The sequence below is a fragment of the Microbacterium sp. SORGH_AS_0505 genome, from assembly GCF_030818715.1.
In the GTDB taxonomy this organism is placed as follows: Bacteria; Actinomycetota; Actinomycetes; order Actinomycetales; family Microbacteriaceae; genus Microbacterium.
Window position 1 is genome coordinate 1,585,815 of sequence record NZ_JAUTAT010000001.1, and the last position, 18,878, is coordinate 1,604,692.

The following is an 18,878-nucleotide window of genomic DNA, read 5'->3' on the forward strand; positions in this document are numbered from 1 at the left end:
GAACGATGTGCACCGTCATCGTCCACGTTCCCGAGGACGCCACGGCGGCGATCCGCGTCCTGGCCGTCCGCGACGAGGATCCCGCCCGTGCGTGGGATCCGCTCGGGCCGTGGTGGCCCGACCTTCCCGGGGTGATCGGCGTGCGCGACACCCGCGCGGGCGGCGCGTGGCTGGCGGCGGACCCGTCGGCATCCCGCCTCGCCGTCGTGCTCAACCGGGCCGACCTCATCGACGACTCGCTCGCGACCGGCTCCCGCGGGCACATCGTGCTCGACGCGGCGGCCGGACGCGGGCTGTCCGACGCGCCGCCGACGCACGGCTTCAACCTGCTGACGGTCACGCCGGGTCGCGCCCGCGTCTCGATGTGGGACGGCGAGTCGGTACGCGCAGTCGATCTCGCCCCGGGCGTCCACATGATCGCGCACGACGACGTCGACGACCCGAAGACGGCGCGCATCGTCGCCTGGCACGACGCGTTCGCGGCGCCGTCGGGAGACGACTGGATCGCGGAATGGCTCGGCGCGCTCGAACGCACCACGGCGCTGGAACCGACCGACGACCGCGCCATCATCCGCGACAACCGCCCCCACGGCTACCCGACGCTGTCACTCCTCGTCTGCGCGGGATCGGTCTCCGCGAGCGGAGCCGAGGTCGTCTACGGCGAGTTCGACGAGCCCGGGGCGTGGAACAGCCTGCAGCTGCGCTGACCGCGTCGGATGCCGGTGGTACCGTCGCGACCATGGTGGAACCGGCATCCGACCCGATCTTCTTCGCCTCGGCGGCGGAGTTCGGCGACTGGCTCGAAGCCCACCACGAGACGGCTGTCGAGGTGTGGACGGTCTTCTACCGGAAGGGCGATCCGCGGCTGGGTCTGACGTGGGCCGACGCGGTTCCCGAGGCGCTGCGGTTCGGCTGGATCGACTCCGTCAGCCGCGGCATCGGCGACGGCGCCCGCATCCAGCGCTGGACGCCGCGGAAGTCCCGGTCGATCTGGAGCGCCGTCAACATCGCGCACATCGAGCGGCTGCAGACCGAGGGGCGGATGCATCCCGCCGGGCTAGCCGCCTTCGAGCGGCGGACCCCCGATCTGACAGGCGTTTATTCGCACGAGCAGCGGAACGAGCTCACGCCCGAGCAGGCGGCATCCCTCGCCGCGAACCCGGCCGCTCGGGCGTTCTGGGACGAAGCGACCCCGTCGTACCGCCGTGCCGTGGCGAACTGGCTGCAGAGCGCCAAGCGCGAGCAGACCCGCATCGACCGGCTCGCGACGCTGGTCGAGGACTGCGCGGCGGGCAGGCTCGTGCCGTTCCAGCGGTACGGCGAACCGCCGGCGTGGCTCGCCCGCGCCGCGGCGGCCGCCTCAGCTGCGCAGGGCTGACGCGGCGTCCTCCATCACGAGCGCCGCGTTGAGGCCGGCGCCGGCCATCGAGCCCTGGCCCATCGAGAGCGGGACGTTGCCGAACGGGGTCACGACGTTGCCGGCGGCGAAGACGCGCGGATGGCTCGTTGCGCCGCGCATGTCGACGCGGAGGCCTTCGCCGGGCTCGGTCGACACGGCGAGGTCGAGGTTCGCCGCGTAGTCCAGGTGCAGGCGCGGCGTCGGCGCGGTGAACAGCGCGTCGATCGGGTGCGCGGTGCCGTCCGCCGTGATCGCTGCGGACACCACGTCGTCCTCGGCGCGAAGCTCTGTGACCGGCCTGTCGACGAGGCGGATGCCGCGGCTCGCCAGGCGTGCGGTGACCGTGTCGTCGATCTCGCCGAGACCTGCGGTGAAGGCTGTGACGTCGTCGCTCCACTGTCGAACGAGCTCGATCTGATGCAGGCTCGCGGGTGAGGTGGCGAGCACGCCGAGACGGCGCCCGGCGACCTCGTAACCGTGACAGTACGGACAGTGGATCACGCCGCGGCCCCACTGCTCGCGCAGGCCCGGGACGTCGGGGAGGTCGTCGACGACGCCGGTCGTGAGGACAGCGCCGCGTGCGGCGAGCGTGCCGCCGTCGTAGGTGACGGCGAGGTGGTCGCCGGCATCGTCGATCGAGGTGACGGTCGTGTCGAGGAACTCGACGTCGTACGCCTCCGCCTCGGTCCTGCCGATGCGCAGGAGCTCGGCGGGGGAGCGCCCGTCGTGGCCGAGCACGCCGTGCATGTGCGCGGCGAAGCGATTACGGGGAGCGCCGGCATCGATCACGAGCACGCGGCGGCGTGCGCGCCCGAGCATCAGCGCGGCGCTGAGTCCGGCGGTGCCGCTGCCCACGATGACGGCGTCGTAAAGGGTGTCTGTCATGGCTCCACGGTGCCTCGCCGGTCGTCGTCACGGCAAATGTCTTTGCGGAAATGGCAAACTCGAGGTCATGACGACGGATCTGACCCGAGTGGGGCCGCGGTTGCGCGCGGCGCGCCAGCAGCGCGGCTGGACGCTGGCCGACCTCGCGCAGAAGGCGGGGATGTCGATCAGCACGCTGTCCCGTCTCGAGGCGGGGCGACGACAGGCATCCCTCGAACTGCTCCTGCCGCTCGTGTCGGTCCTCGATCTGCGTCTCGATGACCTCGTGCGCGGCGAGCCCGTCGACCCGCGGGTGCGCCGTGCGACCGAGCGTCGGCACGGCATGGTCGTCGCGCCGCTGACCCTCGAGCACTCGCCGGTGCAGACCTACAAGATCCGCTACGCCGCGGCATCCGCCGCTCCGGCGCCGAAGGTGCACGACGGGGTCGAGTGGTTCTACGTGCTGAGCGGCACGATCCGGCTGATGCTCGACGGCGAGGAGCACCGGATCGGCGCGGGGGAGGCGGCGGAGTTCGACACGGGCTTGCCGCACAGCATCAGCGCCACCGACGACGGTCCGGCCGAGGTGGTGAGCATCTTCAGCGCATCGGGCGAGCGCATCCACGTGCACGGCTCGTGACAGTGTCGGCGGGCGGTCGTACGGTGTCGGCATGAGAACCGATGAACTGTTTCTCGAAGCGGATGCCGCGCTGCGCTCCGTCATCGATCGCATCGACCCGGCCGACCTGTCGAAGCCGGCCCCGAAGGAGTGGACGTCCACTCCCGATCCCACGTTCCTCGACATCGTCTTCGCCCACGCGTACGACGAGGCGTGGATCCCCGATGTGCTCGCCGGGAAGTCGCCCGCCGACGGCGACGAGTTCCGGAACGCCGACCTTCTCGGCGAGGATCCGATCGCGTCTTACGGCCGTCTGAATGACACCGCGGCGGCTGCGGTGCGCGACGGCGTCGAGCCGGGGACCGTGTTCCGGTTCCAGTACGGCGACTACTCCGCCGAGGAGGGGTTCGCGCACCTGGCGACGTATCGCGCGTTCCAGGCGTGGCTGATCGCCAAGCATCTCGGCATCCCGTTCCACCTGTCTCCCGAGCTCATCGCGGGGCTGAACGAGAACGTCGTGCCGCACGCCGACGAGTGGCGCCAGTGGGGCGTGTTCCCCCCCGCCATCGATCCGCCGGCGGGTGCCGACGACGAGACGCGGCTGCTCTGCGCGGTCGGGTTCTGGGAGCCCTGATTCTCAGCGCTCGTGCACGGCGAGGACGTTGCCAGCGGGGTCGCGGAACCACGCGATGGTCGGGCCGTGGCCCCGCATGACGCCCTTCGAGTCGGTGGGCATGTCGTCGTAGATCGCGGTCTCGACGCCCTTCGCGTTCAGGTCGTCGACCGCGGCATCGACGTCGTCGACCGGGAAGTTCAGGATCGTGAAGCTCGCGGGTTCATGGTGCGGCTTGCCGTAAACGAGCACTGTCGCGCCTGAGGCGAGGTGCAGCTGCAGAAAGCCGCTGTCGAGTGTCGACACCTCGAGGCCGAGAGTGTCGGCGTAGAACGCTCGCGCCGCATCGAGGTCGTCGACCGCGAAGCCGCTGTACGCGCCGTCGTTCTGGAACATGGCCGTCTCCTTCGTCCGGGGATGCGACCAGGGTCGCGCTCTCGGCGGCGGTTGTCCAGGGGGACGGTGCCGGGCCATGCTGTTCTCGCACGGGGCTGCGCTCGCGCGGAGATCTGCGTTCGAGCGGAGGTTGTGCGCTCCGAACGTCCTCGGGAACGCGGATCTCCGCTCGGCGGCGGGCGGTCCGGGTGGGCGAGCCCATCGGGCGGCGAGACTGCACGTATGCGGCGAGACCGCGATGCGGGGCCGCGGTCTCGAGCCCCACGTGCAGTCTCGCCGTCCTCGCGAACGCGGATCTCCGCGTGACGGCAGGCGAAGGGTCAGGCGCCCGGCGCGGGGTCCGAGGGCGACGAGAAGACGGGAACGGATGCCGGTCGCTCCGACGCGACGGCGAGGAGGGCGACGACCCCGAGCCCGAGAGTGCGGACGAGGAATCCAATCACGCCGAGTGCGGATGAGAGTCCGACGAACTGGACCGCCGTGGCTTGGTCCGCACCCGCGACGATGATCATGCTCAGCGCGTCGCATGCGAGCGAGACGGCGAGGGCTACGGCGGGAGCCCAGCGCCAGCGTTTCGGCGCCACGTCCGCGCGGCCGATCTGCACGACGGCGATGAGGCTGAGTGCGAGCGGGACGAACGTCGTGACCTCCCACGGGATCAGGGGCGCGGGGTCGTCCGGGTTCTGGAAGAGGCCGACGCCCCGCACCAGGAGGGGGCAGACGGCGACGAGCGCGAGCGTGATCATCCCGAGCGGACGACGAGCGACGACGCTGTCGTGCGAGGAGGTGCCGATCGCGAAGACGAGGACCGCTGCCGCCCAGAGCAGGTCGACCGAGAACGCCAGCACGTCAGTCAGCGATGTGCCCAGGGTCGCGCTCAGCAGGATGCCCGCCACGCCGCATGCGATCAGTCCGGTGCCGCCTATGGTCCAGGTCAGTCTGCGTCCGCGCATGCTTGCACGCTACCGGGTCGCCTGGTCAGCGACGGGGCGCTCGCCGGTCGGAGAATATGTGGACTTCGGTCCTTCGTGTCAGGCGAGGAGAGTGGATGCCGGTGGTCGCCGGGCGTCGAAAAGCGATGTCGGAACCCCCCTCTAGTCTGGGACTATGTCCAGTTCAGCTCCCTTCATCGACGAGGTTCCCGAGGGGATCCCGACGACCCTGGACTGGGTCGTGATGAGCGCGGACATGGCCACCATCCACGCGGCGCAGCGCTACCGGTGCATCGTCGAGTTGTGGGATGACGCGATCCGCGCCGCGAACCGGGATGAGGGTGCGTCGTTGCTCGTGGAACGGTCGGTGCGCCTGGAGGTCGCGGCGGCGCTCCGGGTCACCGACCACGCCGCCGGCCGGTTGATGGGCCTCGGACGCGCGTTGGTGAAGCGGTACCCGGCCGTGTGGGAGGCGATGAGCCGCGCCGCGATCACCGACACGCACGCGACGATCATCGTCGACGGCCTCGACCAACTCGAGACCGTCCGGGATGAGCTGACGTCGGAGGTGCTCACTCTGGCTGAGGAGATGCCGACGGGGCCGTTCCGGCGGGCGGTGCGACGTCTTGTCGACCGGGAACGTGAGGTGACCATCGCGGAACGGCACGCGGATGCCGTCACCCACCGGCATGTGCGTGTGGAGCCCGGCGTGGATGGGATGGCGTGGCTGACCGCCCACCTCCCGGCCGTGGAGGCCCACGCGATCCACGGGCGGCTGACCGCTATTGCGAAAACTCTCGACGATGAGCGCACGATCGACCAGAAGCGTGCCGACGTGTTCGGCGACCTCCTCATCGACGGCGAGACATCGTCCCTCCCCGACGCCGCACGAGGGATCCGTCCGACGGTCGCGATCACCGTGCCCGCCCTGACCCTCCTCACCGGCGATGGCCCTGCCGCGCAGGTCGACGGCGTCGGACCCATCCCCCTGGACCGTGCCCGGGAGTTGTGCGGGGCGGCATCCGGGTGGATGCGGGTCCTCACCCACCCCGAAACCGGGGTCGTCCTCTCCGTCGGACGCGAGCAGTACCGACCGCCCGCGGACCTCCGCCGGCTCGTCGCGTGGCGGGCCGCCCGGTGCATGGCACCCGGCTGCGGGATCCCGGCGGATCGGTGCGACATCGACCACACCGTCGACTGGCACCACGGCGGACACACCGACGCCACCAACCTCGCGCCCCTCTGCCGCGGGCATCACACCCTCAAACACCACACCGACTGGCAGCTCACAGCCCAACCCGGCGGCGCACTCGAATGGACCTCACCCGCCGGCCGGATCTACCTCGTAAAGCCCGAACGACGCATCCCGCAGTTCACCACCGACCCACCACCGTTCTAGGACCGACGGTCAGTCCTGCACGTCAACGGTCACGATGAAATCGTCGTCCGACACGTCGACGATGCGGTCGGTGTACATCTCGATCACGTCGCCTGCGTCTTCTTCGTCCATCCCGAGCAAGGCGCGTCCGCTGGGGATACGCGTGATCGGTATGCGGGAACCATCACGATCGCTGGCCTCCAACTCCACGATCGTGCCGGCGACCTCGATGACCTTCAGGCCCTCCGACTCCTCCAGGCCGTGATGCGTCTCGACGAAGGGACCGTCAGCCGCGGGGATGACAGTCCATTCCACAGGCGTGAACCGGACGAGTTCGGGGCCGCAGCAATCGCGCTCCCACCCACCGACTTCGACCTCGAGACGCGTCACGAGCCTCAGGCCCGGTGGTCGCGGTAGTACTCCAGGAGCGCCTTGGTCGAGGCATCCTGCGACTCGAACGCGTCGCTGTCGCCCTCGATCGCCGGCGCGATCTGCATGGCGAGCTGCTTGCCGAGCTCCACACCCCACTGGTCGAACGAGTTGATGCCCCAGATCACGCCCTGCGTGAAGGTGATGTGCTCGTACAGCGCGACGAGCTCGCCCAGCACCCGCGGCGTCAACGACGGCGCGAAGATCGACGTCGTCGGACGGTTGCCGGGGAACGTGCGGGCCGCGACCAGCGCACCGGTCGTGCCCTCGGCCTCGACCTCCTCGGCCGTCTTGCCGAACGCCAGCGCCTTCGTCTGCGCGAGGAAGTTCGCAAGGAACAGCCCGTGCACGTCCCGGTCGCCGTCCGTCAGTGCGTAGGCGGGGTTCGCGAAGGCGATGAAGTCCGCGGGGATCAGCCGCGTGCCCTGGTGGATCAGCTGGTAGAACGCGTGCTGCCCGTTCGTGCCGGGCTCGCCCCAGAACACCTCGCCGGTGTCGGTCGTGACGGGCGAGCCGTCCCACCGCACCGACTTGCCGTTCGACTCCATCGTCAGCTGCTGCAGGTAGGCGGCGAACCGGCTCAGCTGCTGCGCATACGGCAGCACCGCGTGCGACTGCGCGCCGAGGAAGTTCGTGTACCAGACGTTCAGCAGGCCCATCAGGACCGGCACGTTCTCGGCCAGCGGCGTCGTCCGCACGTGCTCGTCCACCGCGTGGAAGCCGGCGAGCAGCTCGCGGAACGTGTCGGGTCCGAACTCGATCACGAGCGACAGACCGATCGCCGAGTCGACCGAGTACCGGCCGCCCACCCAATCCCAGAAGCCGAACGCGTTCGCGGTGTCGATGCCGAAGTCCGCGACCCTGTCGAGCGCGGTCGAGACGGCCACGAAGTGGTGGGCGACGGCATCCTTCTTCTGCTCGTCGCTGCCGTCGATCGCCCCCGCCGACGCGAGGCCCTCCCACAGCCAGTCACGGGCGAGACGAGCGTTCGTCAGGGTTTCGAGCGTCGTGAAGGTCTTCGAGGCGACGATGAACAGCGTCGTCTCGGGGTCGAGGTCCTTCGTCTTCGACGCGATGTCGAACGGGTCGATGTTGGAGACGAAGCGCGCTGAGATGCCGGCATCCGCATACGGCTCGAGTGCCGCCGAGATCATCACAGGACCGAGGTCCGACCCGCCGATGCCGATGTTGACCACCGTCTCGACCTTCTTGCCGGTGATGCCGGTGAACTCGCCCGAGCGCACCCGCCCGGCGAACTCCGCCATCGCGTCGAGCACCCCCTGCACATCGGTGTCGATGTCTTGGCCGTCGACCGTCAGCGACGGCGTCGCGTCGGCGGGACGGCGGAGGGCGGTGTGCAGGACCGCACGGTCCTCGGTCGTGTTGATGTGCTCGCCCGCGAGCATCGCGGCGTACCGCTCGGCGACGCCGGTCTGCTCGGCGAGGCGCACGAGGGCGGCGACGATCTCGTCGGTCACGAGGTTCTTCGACAGGTCGACGTGCAGGTCGGCGACGTCGTGCGTCAGCTTCGCAACGCGCTCCGGGTCTGCCGCGAACCAGCCGCGCAGATCAGGGGTGAAGCCGGCTTTCAGCGACTCGAGTTCAGCCCAGGCGGACGTGGTGGTGGCATCGATCGGAGCGTTGGTCACCCCTCAACGCTACTCACGTTCTCGAGGCTCCGTCCACGCATGACAGACGCGCCGACCCGGCCCTCCGCCAGTGTCACCACCTCATCGACCTCCCCGAGTTCGCCGAGGTCGTGCGTCACGACGACGACCGCCGCGCCCCTGCCCGTCGCGACGCGCAGAGCGGATGCCGCGGCCCGCCGCGACGCGTCGTCGAGACCGCTCGTCGGCTCGTCGAGCAGCAGCAGATCCGCGTCCTGCGCGAGGGCCTGCGCGACGAACGCCCGCTGCCGCTGACCGCCGGAGAGGGCGCCGAGCGGACGCCTGGCGAGCCGCGCCAGCCCGACCGCGTCGATCGCCTCGGCGACGCGGTCCCGGTCGCTGCGCCGCAGCGGGCGGAACGCGCCGCGCTCACGCCACCGGCCCATCGTCACGAGGTCGGTCACGGTGAGCGGCAGGCGCGCGCTGCCGTCGGTGTGCTGCGCGACGAGGGCGACGGTGGTGCCGGGGCGCCGCTGCACCGACCCCGACGTGGGTGCGCGGAGTCCGGCGAGCACCGAGACGAGCGTCGACTTCCCCGACCCGTTCGCGCCGACGACGGCGGTGAGTCGTCGGGCGTGCACGTCGAGGTCGACCCCGTCGAGCGCGCGGTGGCCCTCGAGGTCGACGCGGACGCCGCGCAGGCGGACGACGGGCTCTTCGGGGTGCGGCATCCGGCCATTATTGCAAATGAAAACCGTTCTCAATTACGTGTACAGTCGGGCACCGTGTCCGTCCTCCTCGATCCGTTCGCCGTCGCCTTCGTCCAGCGCGCCCTCATCGGCGGCGCCCTCGTCGCCGTCGTCTGCGCCGTCGTCGGCACCTGGGTCGTCCTCCGAGGAATGGCCTTCCTCGGCGAGGCGATGGCTCACGGCATGCTCCCCGGAATCGCGATCGCCACCCTCACCGGCTTCCCGCCCGTCGCCGGCGCCGCTGTCAGCGCCGCCGCGATGTCGGTCGGCGTCGGTGCCCTCCAGCGTCGCGGACGGCTCTCGGCCGACACGAGTATCGGCCTCCTCTTCGTCGCGAGCCTCTCGCTCGGCGTCATCGTCATCTCGGCCTCGCGCAGCTTCGCGACGGATGCCTCGGCCATCCTCTTCGGCGACATCCTGGCGATCGAGCGGGGCGACCTCGTGCTCCTCGCCCTCGCGGCAGTCGTGACCCTGCTGGTCGCCGCCGCGGGCCACCGCTCCTTCGTCGCCCTCGCCGTCGACCCTCGACAGGCGCAGCTGCTCGGCCTCCGGCCCCGCCTCGCGCACATCCTGCTCGTCGGGCTCGTCACCCTCGCGGTCGTCTCGGCCTATCAGGCGGTCGGATCGCTCCTCGTGGTCGGCATGCTCCTCGGTCCCGCGGTCGCTGCCGGCGCCTGGACACGACGCATCGTGCCGACCATGGCGCTCGCAGCGCTCATCGGCACCGCTGCCGTCGCCGTCGGGCTCGTCCTCTCGTGGCACCTCGGCACCGCCGCGGGAGCCACCGTCGCCTTCACGGCGATCTGCTCCGGCGCGGTGTCCACCGGCATCCGCGCCCTCGTCCGTCCCACCCGCCCCGCCCTCGACGAAAGGACCGCATGAACCGCCGCGTCCCGATCGCCCTCGTGCCCGTACTCGCGCTCTCCCTCGCCGGCTGCCAGTCGGCCCCGGCCCCTGCCACCGCCCCGGAACCGACAGGCGACGGCCATGGCGCCATCGCGGGCGCGGCCGAGCTCGCCGAACCCGCGCTGCACCTCACGAGCGTCACCCCGGCCGGTGAGATCCACCACCTCGACCTCCTCGACGAGACGAGCGAGACCCTCGGTGAGATCACCCCGCCGACCTCGCTCGAGACCGACGGCCGCTTCCTCTATGCGGGGCGCGACGGCGGCGTCGGAGTCGTCGACAGCGGCGTCTGGACGTGGAACCACGTCGACCACTTCCACTACTACGAGGCTCCCGCGGCCGTGCTCGGCGACCTCGCCGGTGACGGCGAGCCGACCGTCGTCGCGAGCGACCTCGGCGCCGGCGTCCGGTTCGACGGGGGAGAGGCCGTGCTCCTCGACCTCGACGCGCTCAAGAAGGGACGCATCGAAGAGCGCTTCCGCCTCGACGTTCCCGCAGGCCCCGGCATGGTCGTCCCCCTCCCGACGGGCGCCCTCGTGACGGATGCCGACCGTCTCCGGCACGTCGATGCGGCGGGCGCCGAGATCGAGACCGTGCCCTGCACCGACCCCGCGGGCTCGATCGTCACGAACGTCGGCGTGGTCGTCGGGTGCGCCGACGGCGCGATCCTGGCGGTGACGGATGCCGACGGCACCGCCTTCGAGCGGATCCCGTACCCCGACGGCGCCCAGGCCCGCGCGCTGTCGTTCGCGGCACGCGAGAGCCGTCCCACCGTCGCCGGCGCCACGGACGGCGACGCGTTCTGGCTGCTCGACACCCGCGAACGCACGTGGACCCGGATCGACGCCGGCGAACCTCTCGCCCGTGTCGCGGCGGTCGACGATGCCGACCAGCACGTGGTCGCTCTCACGGAGAAGGGCGAGGTCCTCGTGATCGACGGCGAGAGCGGCAAGGCTCTCGCCCGCACGGAGCCGCTCGTGGCGGCATCCCTCGCAGATCCCGTCCTCGCGGCGGGCGTGACCCTGCAGATCGACGCGAACCGCACCTACCTGAACGGACCCGCCGAGAACGTGATGTTCGAGATCGACCACGCCGATTCCGCGCGCATCGCGCGCACGTTCGAGGCCGACGCGCCCGCCTTCGTCGCGGAGACCGGCCGATGAGGCGGGCGCTCGCCGCGGTCGTGCTCGCGGCCGTCGCCGCCCTGACCGGCTGCGCCGCCGCAGGTCCCGACCGACCGACCGTCGTCGTCACGACGGACCTGCTCGGCGACATCACGGCGAACCTCGTCGGCGACCAGGTCGATGTCGTCACGCTCATGCCCCGCGGCAGCGACCCGCACTCGTTCGAGCTGTCGGCCCGCGAGGCGGCGACCATCCGCACCGCCGACCTCCTCGTCTCCAACGGGCTCGGGCTCGAAGAGGGCGTGCAGCACCACGTCGACGCCGCGGTCGCGGACGGGGTCGCCTCGTTCGTCGCGGGAGACCACATCGACCCGCTCGACTACGTCGACACGGATGCCGTCGACCCGCACTTCTGGACGGACCCCACGCAGACGGCCCGGGTCGTCGAGGCGCTCGCGCCCGAACTCGCGCGCATCGACGGGGTCGAGGCATCCGTCGTCGACGACGCGGCCGCGACGTACCTCGACGAGCTCGACGCGTTGGATGCCGACATGGCGGACACCCTCGGCGCGATCCCCGCCGAGCACCGCGCGCTCGTCACGAACCATCACGTCTTCGGCTACCTCGCGCGGCGCTACGACGTGCGGATCCTCGGCGCCGCGATCCCCGGGGGCACGACCCTCGCCGCTCCCAGCGCCGCCGACCTGCAGGGCCTCGTCGACGCGATCGACGAGGCCGGCGTGACGACGATCTTCGCCGACTCCTCGCAGCCCGACCGGCTCATGCGGGTTCTCGCCGACGAAGCCGGCCGCGACGTCGACGTCGTCTCGCTGTTCACCGAATCGCTCGCCCCGGAGGGCTCGCCGGGCGGCACCTACCTCGACATGATGCGACGCAACCTGCAGAGCATCGCCGACGGCCTCACCCCATGAGGCATTCCCTGGAAAGGAAACCCATGAAGAAGACCCTGCAGTTCGCCGCCCTGGCGGGCGGCGCTGCCCTGATACTCGCGGGCTGCGCGTCCGCCGAGCAGCCGGCATCCGACCCCGCCGGCAGCGCCGCGCAGACCGCACCGGCCGGACCGCGCGTCGCGGTCGCCTACGAGGGCGGCGTGCTCGTCCTCGGCGGTGACGACTACGGGAACCTCGGCGAGTTCGACTCCGAGGACTTCATCCGGCTGAACTCGGCCGGCGACGGCCGCCACGTGATGGTGACCACGTCGAAGGGGTTCCAGCTGCTGGACGTTCAGCAGCCCGAGCTGACCGACCTCGTCGTTCCTGCCGCTGCCGCGGGTCACGTCGTGTCGCACGCGGGCAGGACCGTTCTGTACGACGACGCGACGAGCGACACGACGATCTTCGACTCCGCCGAACTGGCGAAGACGAGCGATGCGCTCCCGAAGGCCGAGGTCATCCCCGGCGTCACGGCGCACCACGGCGTCTCGGTCGAGCTGGAGGACGGCACCCTGTTGACGACCGTCGGCGACGAGTCGGGGCGCACCGGCATCCGCGTCCTCGACGAGGACCGCAACGAGATCGCGGCCAACGACGAGTGCCCCGGCGTCCACGGCGAGGGGACTGCGAAGGAGGAGACCCTCGTGTTCGGCTGCGAGAACGGCGCCCTCGTCGTGAAGGACGGAAAGATCTCGAAGCTCACGTCGCCCGACGAGTACGGCCGTATGGGCAACGCGTACGTCTCCGAGGACAGCCCGCTCGTCGTCATGGACTACAAGGACGACCCGGATGCCGAGGGGTACCTCCTCCGCAACATCACCCTGATCGACACGGACGAGAACACGCTCGAGAAGGTCGCGCTCCCCGAGGGTGTCGAGTACACCTACCGCGGCGTCGGCCGCGGCCCGGACGACGAGGCCGTCCTGATCGGTACCGACGGCAAGCTGCACACGATCGACCCGGCCACGGGTGAGGTCGTCTCGTCACTGTCCGTCGTCGACCCGTGGGAGGGCCCGGCCGAGTGGCAGGACCCTCACCCGTCGGTCAAGGTCGCGGGTAACTTCGCGTACGTCACCGACCCCGCCGACAGCGAGATCGTCGTCGTCGACCTGACGACCGACGAGATCGCGAAGACCGTGAAGCTCGACCACGTCCCGAACGAGATCGCCGTCGTCGGCTGACGCCCCCGCACGTCGTCGAGCCGACGCGAAGTGCTGCTCCCTGCTTTCGGGAGCGCACTTCGCGTCGGCTCGCGGTGCGTGACGGCTACTCGCCGGGGCGGAGGGTGGCCGTGCCGGCGGAGACCTGGGCGTCGATGGTGCGGCTGGCGCTCGTCGAGGTCTGCAGGCGGTTGTCGAACGTCCCGACGGAGACGTCGGACGTCACGCGGTAGGCCTCGTCGGGGAGCGATGCCAGGAGGGTGCCCGCGCTGACGTCCACACGGACGGCGTCGAGGGAGTCGCCGCGGAGGTCGGCAGTGATCTGACCCGCGCCGATCGTCAGGTTCGCGCGCTGCGCGCCGTCGATCGTGACGTCGGCATCGCCCGCGCTGACATCGACCGACACATCGTCGGCGGTGCCCGTCACGGTGGCGTCACCCGCACCGACCGAGACGTCGAGGCGGCCGTACGTCCCGTCGGCCGTGATCGATCCCGCGGCGACGTCGAAGTCGGCAGCCAGCTTCTCGTCCGCCATCGCCGCGGGGAGGGTCAGCGTGGCCCGGTTCTCCGTCGGATCGAAGCCCACCTGCAGTGCCCACCACGGGCGCGAGTTCGAGAGCGAGAGGGTCTCGCCGCGTCGTTCGAGCGTCCAGTCGCGGTTCCCGTCGACGGTGAGGATCGCCTCGTCGACGTCGGCGTACTCGACCACGAGGTGGCCGGCCGAGACGTCGAGCGACAGGCCCGTGACCCCCGCCGCGTCGGCCGTGCGGCCGCCCTCGCCGCGATCGGTGGCCGCCCAGGCGATCGAGCCGACGCCCGAGACGAGCGTGCCGAGGAGAAGCAGGCCGCCGACGCTCATCGCGATGATCGACACGATCTGGGCGGACGAGCGGGTGGGCTGTCGCGGCGGTTGCTGCTCCGGCGAGGCGGGAGCCGTCGGCGGGGGAGTGAGGTCGATGCTCATCGGAGTGTTCCGTTCTGATCGGGATGCCCGGTGGCGGGCGGTGTGCCGTGTTCGAGGTGGACGAGTGCCGCGAGCACCCGTCGGTTGCCGTGCTCGTCCTGTTCGAGGCCGAGCTTCTGGAAGAGCGAGGTGATGTACTTCTCGACGCTCGCCTCCGAGACGAAGAGGGCGGCGGCGATCGCTGCGTTGCTCTTCCCCTCGGCGATGAGCGCGAGGACGGAGCGCTCCCGGTCGGTGAGGCGCGACATCCGCTCGTCCCGTGCCCGGCGCGTCAGCAGCTGAGCGACGACCTCGGGGTCGAGGACCGTGGCGCCCGCGGCGATCCGGTCGATTGAGTCGAGGAAATCCTTCACGTCGGCCACGCGGTCCTTCAGCAGGTATCCGAGGGCGGCGTTCTGGCCGGTGATGAGGTCGCTCGCGTAGCGCTCCTCGACGTACTGACTGAGCACCAGCACGGGGAGGGTGGGATGCTGCGCCCGCAGCGTCAGCGCCGCCTGGATGCCTTCGTCGGTGAACGTCGGCGGCAGTCGGACGTCGAGGATGCAGAGCTCCGGCGCGGTCTCGATGACCGTGTCGACGATGCCGTCGGCGTGGGGGAGGGCGGCGACCACGGTGTGACCGGCGTCCTCGAGCACGCGGACCAGGCCTTCGCGAAGGAGCGTCGAGTCCTCGCAGATCAGGATGCGCACGGGACCGTCACCTCCAGAGCGGTCGGCCCGCCGGTCGGGCTGTCGAGCGTCGCGGTGCCGCCGGCGGCGAGTACCCGGTTCATGATCCCGTCGAGACCGCCGCCGGGCAGCACGCGTGCGCCGCCGATGCCGTTGTCCTCGACGCGCGCCCAGATGAGGCGGCCGGTAGCGGCGTCACCGCGGCTTCGGACCACGACGCGCACCTCGGTGGCGCGGGCGTGCTTGGCGGCGTTCGTGAGCGACTCGGCGATGACGAAGTAGACGGCCGCCTCCGACGTCGCGCTGCAGCGTTCGTCGAGACGGACGTCGAGGGCGACGGGGACGTGGGACCGTGCCGCGAGGGCCGAGAGGGCGGCATCCAGTCCCCGGTCGTCGAGGACCGACGCGTGGATGCCGCGGGCAAGCTGGCGGAGCTCGGTGATGGCCGCCTTCGTCGAGGTGTGCGCCTCATCGATCAGCGCCTTCGCCGCGACCGGGTCGGAGTCGATCTTCTGCTGCGCGAGCCCCAAGGTCATCCCGACCGAGACGAGCCGCGGCTGGACGCCGTCGTGCAGGTCGCGTTCGATGCGGGTGCGCTCGACCTCGCTGGCCCGCACCGCACCGGCCCGCTGCGCCCCGGCGGTCCGCGCCTGCTCGGCGAGGACGGCCTCGCGCGACGGGACGAGGATCGACCGGGTGAGCAGGTCGTCGAGGAGCGAGATGCCGAACAGGATGCCGAGGCTCACGAGGACCGCGAGGATGCCGCCGGCAACCGCCCAGCCGCCCGTGACCGGGATGCCGAGAACCGGTACCCGCCCGCCTGCGGCGCCGCCGAGAGGCGAGACGGCGAGGCCGATCCCGGTGACGACGGCGGACGTGGCGCCGATGACGATCCAGCCGAGCACGGCGGCGATCGCGAAGCTGCCGATGCCGCGCCACATCGCCCCGTCGATGAACTGGAGCCACAGTGTGCGGAGGAATCCGCGGAAGCCCGGCTGGCCGCTCGTGCGGATCGCCAGCGAGGGGATGCCGTGACCGTACAGCCCCTCGGCGCGCTCGTGCTCGAGCCAGGCGCCGGCCCACGCGAGGTAGACGGCGGCGATCATCAGGGGGATGCCGATGCCGAACACGAGCGCGAGTCCGACACCGGTGCCGAAGAGGGTGAGGACGGTGGTCAGGATGCCGATGCCCACCAGGGCGACGGCGGCGAGCTGCGCGAGCGCGCCGAGGCGCCGCAGCGGCCGCAGCCGTCGGGGCGGCGAGGAGGTGTCGGAAGTCATGTCACCCACGCTAGGGGCGGGGTCCGCCCCTCACATCGGGGCCGACCGGAGACCTCGTTTCGGGTTATCCCCCAGCCTGAGCGACGCCGTCGGAGACGCCGCGCGCGTAGGCCTCGCGCGTCCCTCGCCGAACAGGTCGCGCTCGGAGCCCGTCGGGCGGGTAGGCAGCCGGATCGGGACTGATGACTTCTACTCATGATCAGAGCTTTCCTGCCTCGCACAGCTACGGCGGTTGCAGTTGCGGCTGCCCTCGTTCTGTCCACAAGTGTGTCGGCCGCAGGGTCTACGACTTCGCCCGATGACGAACACGAGCTTCGAGAGGTTCTTGACGCCGCGCTCTTCGAAGCCGAGCAGCAACCCATTACCGCCGATATCGCTGAGTCCACCGGAGGCGGGGGTGTTGTCTTTGGCGATGATTCTGCGAAGGTCATCGTTCTGGGACAGGTTTTGGGCGTGGACGACGGAGCCCTGGAAGGACTTCAGCTGCCAGTGTCCGCGGACGGCGGCGTGGTCCTCGACGACGGGACATACGTGCGGACCGGCGACGAAGTCGATCTCGCGTTGCAGGTGAACGCCGATGACTCCTCCGTGCCTGCACTGACGGTGATCAAAGGACCGGACGCGCCAGAGGAGTTTGTCTACGAGCTGGATCTTGTGGATGGCGCGGAGGCGATACTCAATGCGGATGGCAGCGTCGACATAACACAGGCCATCGAGGGCGGGTCGGAGCCTTTCGTCGTGGGCGGCTTTGAGGCGCCGTGGGCCGTTGATGCGACAGGAACCGAGGTCGCTACGCGGTACGAACTCCGCGGAAGCGCATTGGTGCAGATCGTAGATCACCGAAGTGCGGACGTCGCATATCCCGTGGTCGCGGACCCGTTCTGGATTCCGATCATCATCGTCGCGCTCAAGGCTGCAGCTCACGTGACGGTGAAGGTAGGCAGCCGGACAGTCCGGTACGTACCCGCTGCTGCGTCCACGGTGACGAATGCTCTGAAGAATTTCACAACGCTCCAGCTCCGAGCGGGTGCGCACACGTTCAAGTTGGATAAAGCTGGAATCCGACACATTCTGACGCGCCACCACCCCAAGTATTGGGACGGCTCTACCAAGGCAACGCAAACGTTCTTCAACCCGAACATGAGCGTTGCGGATGTCAAGGCACTCGTTCATGTGGCTATGAAGCAGTGGCCCAATACGCGCAAGTCCAAGGGAACTGGTTCGACGTTCACCTTGAGCGGAAGTGCCGAGGGAGTGAAATACACGATGACGATTCAGAACGGCCGTGTTGTCCAGTTCTACCCATGTTGAGGATCGATCAATGAGCTCCATCAGTTCTGACTCGTCGGCTTCGGCAGTTGCGAGCAACTCGTTCATCCTCATCCCTCACACGGTGACGGACCTTCAGGACTTCACAGAGAACCACCCGACCTATCTAGTGAGCGTGTATGAGGAGCCCGAAAGAGCGGCGTCGTTGTGGCGGGAGCGTCTCCGGCGGAACCCCTACGGTGACGAAGGTTACGTTGCTCTGGAGCACTACGGCCGCGATCTGATCGCCGGGGACCTGTGGGATCGCGTCGGGGGCGTCTGGTCGAACTTGGTCGCCGCGATCGGAAGCTTCCTCGAGGACGGTTCAGCGGAAACGAGCTTCCCCGGGCAACCCGCGCCCATCCTGCTCCGACGGGTTCGTGGGTCCACACTGCTCACGATCAACACGGAAACATCGGTCGTCGATCCGGCAACCTTCTTTCCCGGCGTGCTCAACGAAGCTGAACGGTACTTCAAGTGGGTGGCCGGAAACATCGGCGAGAACGTCAGCGGGCCGCTTCAGGAAATCGCTCGTATTCGTGAAGGGCTGCGCGACTCGCCGTGGCGCACCGGGGCGTAACGTGAGGGGATGGTCACCATCCCCACCGTCTCGCTGAACGACGGCACCGCGTTCCCCCAGCTCGGTCTCGGCACCTACAACCTGCGCGGTGAGGAGGGCACGCAGTCGATCGTCGCGGCGATCGAGGGCGGCTACCGGCTGCTCGACTCGGCGGTCAACTACGAGAACGAGCGCGAGGTCGGCGAGGCCGTCCGGCGAAGCGGCATCCGCGACGACCTGATCGTGACGACGAAGGTCCCCGGCCGCGACCACGGCTACGACGAGACGCGTCGCAGCGCCGAGGGTTCGCTCGAGCGCCTCGGGCTCGAGCGCCTCGACCTGTACCTCATCCACTGGCCCAACCCGAGCGTCGACAAGTACGTCGACACCTACCGCGCGATGGTCGACCTGCGGAAGGAGGGACGCGTCGGATCGGTCGGCGTCTCGAACTTCACCGAGCCGATGCTCGCCCGGATCATCGAGGCGACCGGCGTCGTTCCCGCGGTGAACCAGGTCGAGCTGCACCCCTACTTCCCCCAGGCGCACCTGCGCGCGTTCCACGCCTCGCAGGGCATCCGCACCGAGAGCTGGAGCCCCCTCGCGCGGCGGTCCGAGCTCCTGAGCGAGCAGGTCGTAACGGATGCCGCCGCCGCCCACGGCGTCACGCCCACCCAGGTCGTGCTCCGCTGGCACGTGCAGCTGGGGACCACCCCGATCCCGAAGTCCGCCGACCCCACCCGCCAGGCCGAGAACGCCGACGTGTTCGGCTTCTCGCTAACCGACGACGAGATCGCGGCGATTTCCGCCCTCGAGCGCGGCCGGCTGTGGGACGGCGACCCCGAAACCCACGAGGAGATGTAAAGGGCGTCGCCCCGCCGGAAGCGGCGCAACCTCCGCTCTGTCCGCCGAACGGCCTACAGACGCCACCTCGCGCCCCGCGTTAGCGTTCGCGTGCGGCGTGGCGCTCCGA

General features: G+C 70.1%; 21 protein-coding genes. 12 read left to right on the forward strand and 9 right to left on the reverse strand.

All coding sequences use genetic code 11. The annotated features are described in order from the left end of the window. Positions 1-5: 5 nt before the first annotated feature. Entirely contained in the window at positions 6-707 is a 702-nt protein-coding gene (locus QE428_RS07755; protein ID WP_307467746.1) for an NRDE family protein, read from the forward strand. After that, positions 683-1,378 (forward strand): YdeI family protein, encoded by a 696-nt coding sequence (locus QE428_RS07760; protein ID WP_307467749.1) that lies wholly within the window; start codon positions 683-685, stop codon positions 1,376-1,378. The genes QE428_RS07755 and QE428_RS07760 overlap by 25 nt, the downstream gene beginning before the upstream one ends. Here QE428_RS07760 and QE428_RS07765 read toward each other — a convergent pair. Next, positions 1,361-2,284, reverse strand: coding sequence for an NAD(P)/FAD-dependent oxidoreductase (locus tag QE428_RS07765; RefSeq protein ID WP_307467752.1), 924 nt, complete (start codon positions 2,282-2,284; stop codon positions 1,361-1,363). The two genes, QE428_RS07760 and QE428_RS07765, sit on opposite strands and share 18 nt — an antisense overlap. A gap of 67 nt (positions 2,285-2,351) precedes the next feature. Between QE428_RS07765 and QE428_RS07770 the strand changes: the two genes are divergently transcribed. Both QE428_RS07770 and QE428_RS07775 read left to right on the forward strand, forming a co-directional pair. Beyond that, positions 2,352-2,903, forward strand: coding sequence for a helix-turn-helix domain-containing protein (locus QE428_RS07770; protein ID WP_091351714.1), 552 nt, complete (start codon positions 2,352-2,354; stop codon positions 2,901-2,903). A 31-nt stretch (positions 2,904-2,934) separates the two neighbouring features. Then, complete coding sequence (locus QE428_RS07775; protein ID WP_307467758.1) at positions 2,935-3,516, forward strand: hypothetical protein; 582 nt, start codon at positions 2,935-2,937, stop codon at positions 3,514-3,516. A gap of 3 nt (positions 3,517-3,519) precedes the next feature. On the opposite strand, the gene QE428_RS07780 is transcribed toward QE428_RS07775, so the two are convergent. Then, the gene (locus tag QE428_RS07780) at positions 3,520-3,891 is read right to left on the reverse strand and encodes a VOC family protein (protein ID WP_091351716.1); all 372 of its coding nucleotides are present in this window, start codon (positions 3,889-3,891) and stop codon (positions 3,520-3,522) included. A gap of 320 nt (positions 3,892-4,211) precedes the next feature. Continuing rightward, positions 4,212-4,844, reverse strand: coding sequence for a hypothetical protein (locus QE428_RS07785; RefSeq protein WP_307467763.1), 633 nt, complete (start codon positions 4,842-4,844; stop codon positions 4,212-4,214). Between the two features lie 154 nt (positions 4,845-4,998). On the opposite strand from QE428_RS07785, the gene QE428_RS07790 reads away from it, so the two are divergent. Beyond that, positions 4,999-6,222, forward strand: a complete 1,224-nt coding sequence (locus QE428_RS07790) for an HNH endonuclease signature motif containing protein (RefSeq protein ID WP_307467766.1) — start codon at positions 4,999-5,001, stop codon at positions 6,220-6,222. Between the two features lie 9 nt (positions 6,223-6,231). Here the strand turns inward: QE428_RS07790 and QE428_RS07795 are convergent, their stop codons facing one another. Genes QE428_RS07795 through aztA form a run of 3 tightly spaced genes read right to left on the reverse strand, consistent with a single transcriptional unit; the run spans position 6,232 to position 8,968 of the window. Then, positions 6,232-6,591 (reverse strand): hypothetical protein, encoded by a 360-nt coding sequence (locus QE428_RS07795; protein ID WP_307467770.1) that lies wholly within the window; start codon positions 6,589-6,591, stop codon positions 6,232-6,234. Positions 6,592-6,596: 5 nt separating this feature from the next. Continuing rightward, positions 6,597-8,279 carry a glucose-6-phosphate isomerase gene (gene pgi / locus QE428_RS07800; protein WP_307467773.1) on the reverse strand — a complete coding sequence of 561 codons (1,683 nt, stop codon included), beginning with the start codon at positions 8,277-8,279 and terminating at the stop codon, positions 6,597-6,599. Continuing rightward, a complete protein-coding gene (gene aztA / locus QE428_RS07805; protein ID WP_307467776.1) occupies positions 8,276-8,968 on the reverse strand; it encodes a zinc ABC transporter ATP-binding protein AztA in 693 nt (230 codons plus the stop codon). Before aztA ends, pgi begins: the two co-directional genes overlap by 4 nt. Positions 8,969-9,022: 54 nt before the next feature. On the opposite strand from aztA, the gene aztB reads away from it, so the two are divergent. Genes aztB through aztD form a run of 4 tightly spaced genes read left to right on the forward strand, consistent with a single transcriptional unit; the run spans position 9,023 to position 13,150 of the window. Next, positions 9,023-9,868 (forward strand): zinc ABC transporter permease AztB, encoded by an 846-nt coding sequence (gene aztB / locus QE428_RS07810; protein WP_307467779.1) that lies wholly within the window; start codon positions 9,023-9,025, stop codon positions 9,866-9,868. Continuing rightward, positions 9,865-11,055, forward strand: a complete 1,191-nt coding sequence (locus QE428_RS07815; RefSeq protein WP_307467782.1) for a hypothetical protein — start codon at positions 9,865-9,867, stop codon at positions 11,053-11,055. The genes aztB and QE428_RS07815 overlap by 4 nt, the downstream gene beginning before the upstream one ends. Beyond that, entirely contained in the window at positions 11,052-11,948 is an 897-nt protein-coding gene (locus tag QE428_RS07820; protein ID WP_307467784.1) for a metal ABC transporter substrate-binding protein, read from the forward strand. Before QE428_RS07815 ends, QE428_RS07820 begins: the two co-directional genes overlap by 4 nt. A 23-nt stretch (positions 11,949-11,971) precedes the next feature. Then, complete coding sequence (gene aztD / locus QE428_RS07825) at positions 11,972-13,150, forward strand: zinc metallochaperone AztD (RefSeq protein WP_307467787.1); 1,179 nt, start codon at positions 11,972-11,974, stop codon at positions 13,148-13,150. An 85-nt stretch (positions 13,151-13,235) separates the two neighbouring features. On the opposite strand, the gene QE428_RS07830 is transcribed toward aztD, so the two are convergent. Genes QE428_RS07830 through QE428_RS07840 form a run of 3 tightly spaced genes read right to left on the reverse strand, consistent with a single transcriptional unit; the run spans position 13,236 to position 16,041 of the window. Continuing rightward, positions 13,236-14,093, reverse strand: coding sequence for a hypothetical protein (locus QE428_RS07830; RefSeq protein ID WP_307467790.1), 858 nt, complete (start codon positions 14,091-14,093; stop codon positions 13,236-13,238). Then, positions 14,090-14,782 carry a response regulator transcription factor gene (locus QE428_RS07835; protein ID WP_307467793.1) on the reverse strand — a complete coding sequence of 231 codons (693 nt, stop codon included), beginning with the start codon at positions 14,780-14,782 and terminating at the stop codon, positions 14,090-14,092. Before QE428_RS07835 ends, QE428_RS07830 begins: the two co-directional genes overlap by 4 nt. Further along, entirely contained in the window at positions 14,770-16,041 is a 1,272-nt protein-coding gene (locus QE428_RS07840) for a histidine kinase (RefSeq protein WP_307467797.1), read from the reverse strand. Before QE428_RS07840 ends, QE428_RS07835 begins: the two co-directional genes overlap by 13 nt. A gap of 195 nt (positions 16,042-16,236) precedes the next feature. Between QE428_RS07840 and QE428_RS07845 the strand changes: the two genes are divergently transcribed. From QE428_RS07845 to QE428_RS07855, 3 genes are read left to right on the forward strand one after another with little or no spacing between them, the layout of a single operon-like run. Then, on the forward strand, positions 16,237-17,352 hold the full coding sequence (locus QE428_RS07845) for a hypothetical protein (RefSeq protein ID WP_307467800.1): 1,116 nt from the start codon (positions 16,237-16,239) through the stop codon (positions 17,350-17,352). Positions 17,353-17,362: 10 nt separating this feature from the next. Beyond that, a complete protein-coding gene (locus tag QE428_RS07850; protein WP_307467803.1) occupies positions 17,363-17,929 on the forward strand; it encodes a hypothetical protein in 567 nt (188 codons plus the stop codon). A gap of 9 nt (positions 17,930-17,938) precedes the next feature. Beyond that, the gene (locus tag QE428_RS07855) at positions 17,939-18,769 is read left to right on the forward strand and encodes an aldo/keto reductase (RefSeq protein WP_307467806.1); all 831 of its coding nucleotides are present in this window, start codon (positions 17,939-17,941) and stop codon (positions 18,767-18,769) included. Positions 18,770-18,878 lie beyond the last annotated feature (109 nt).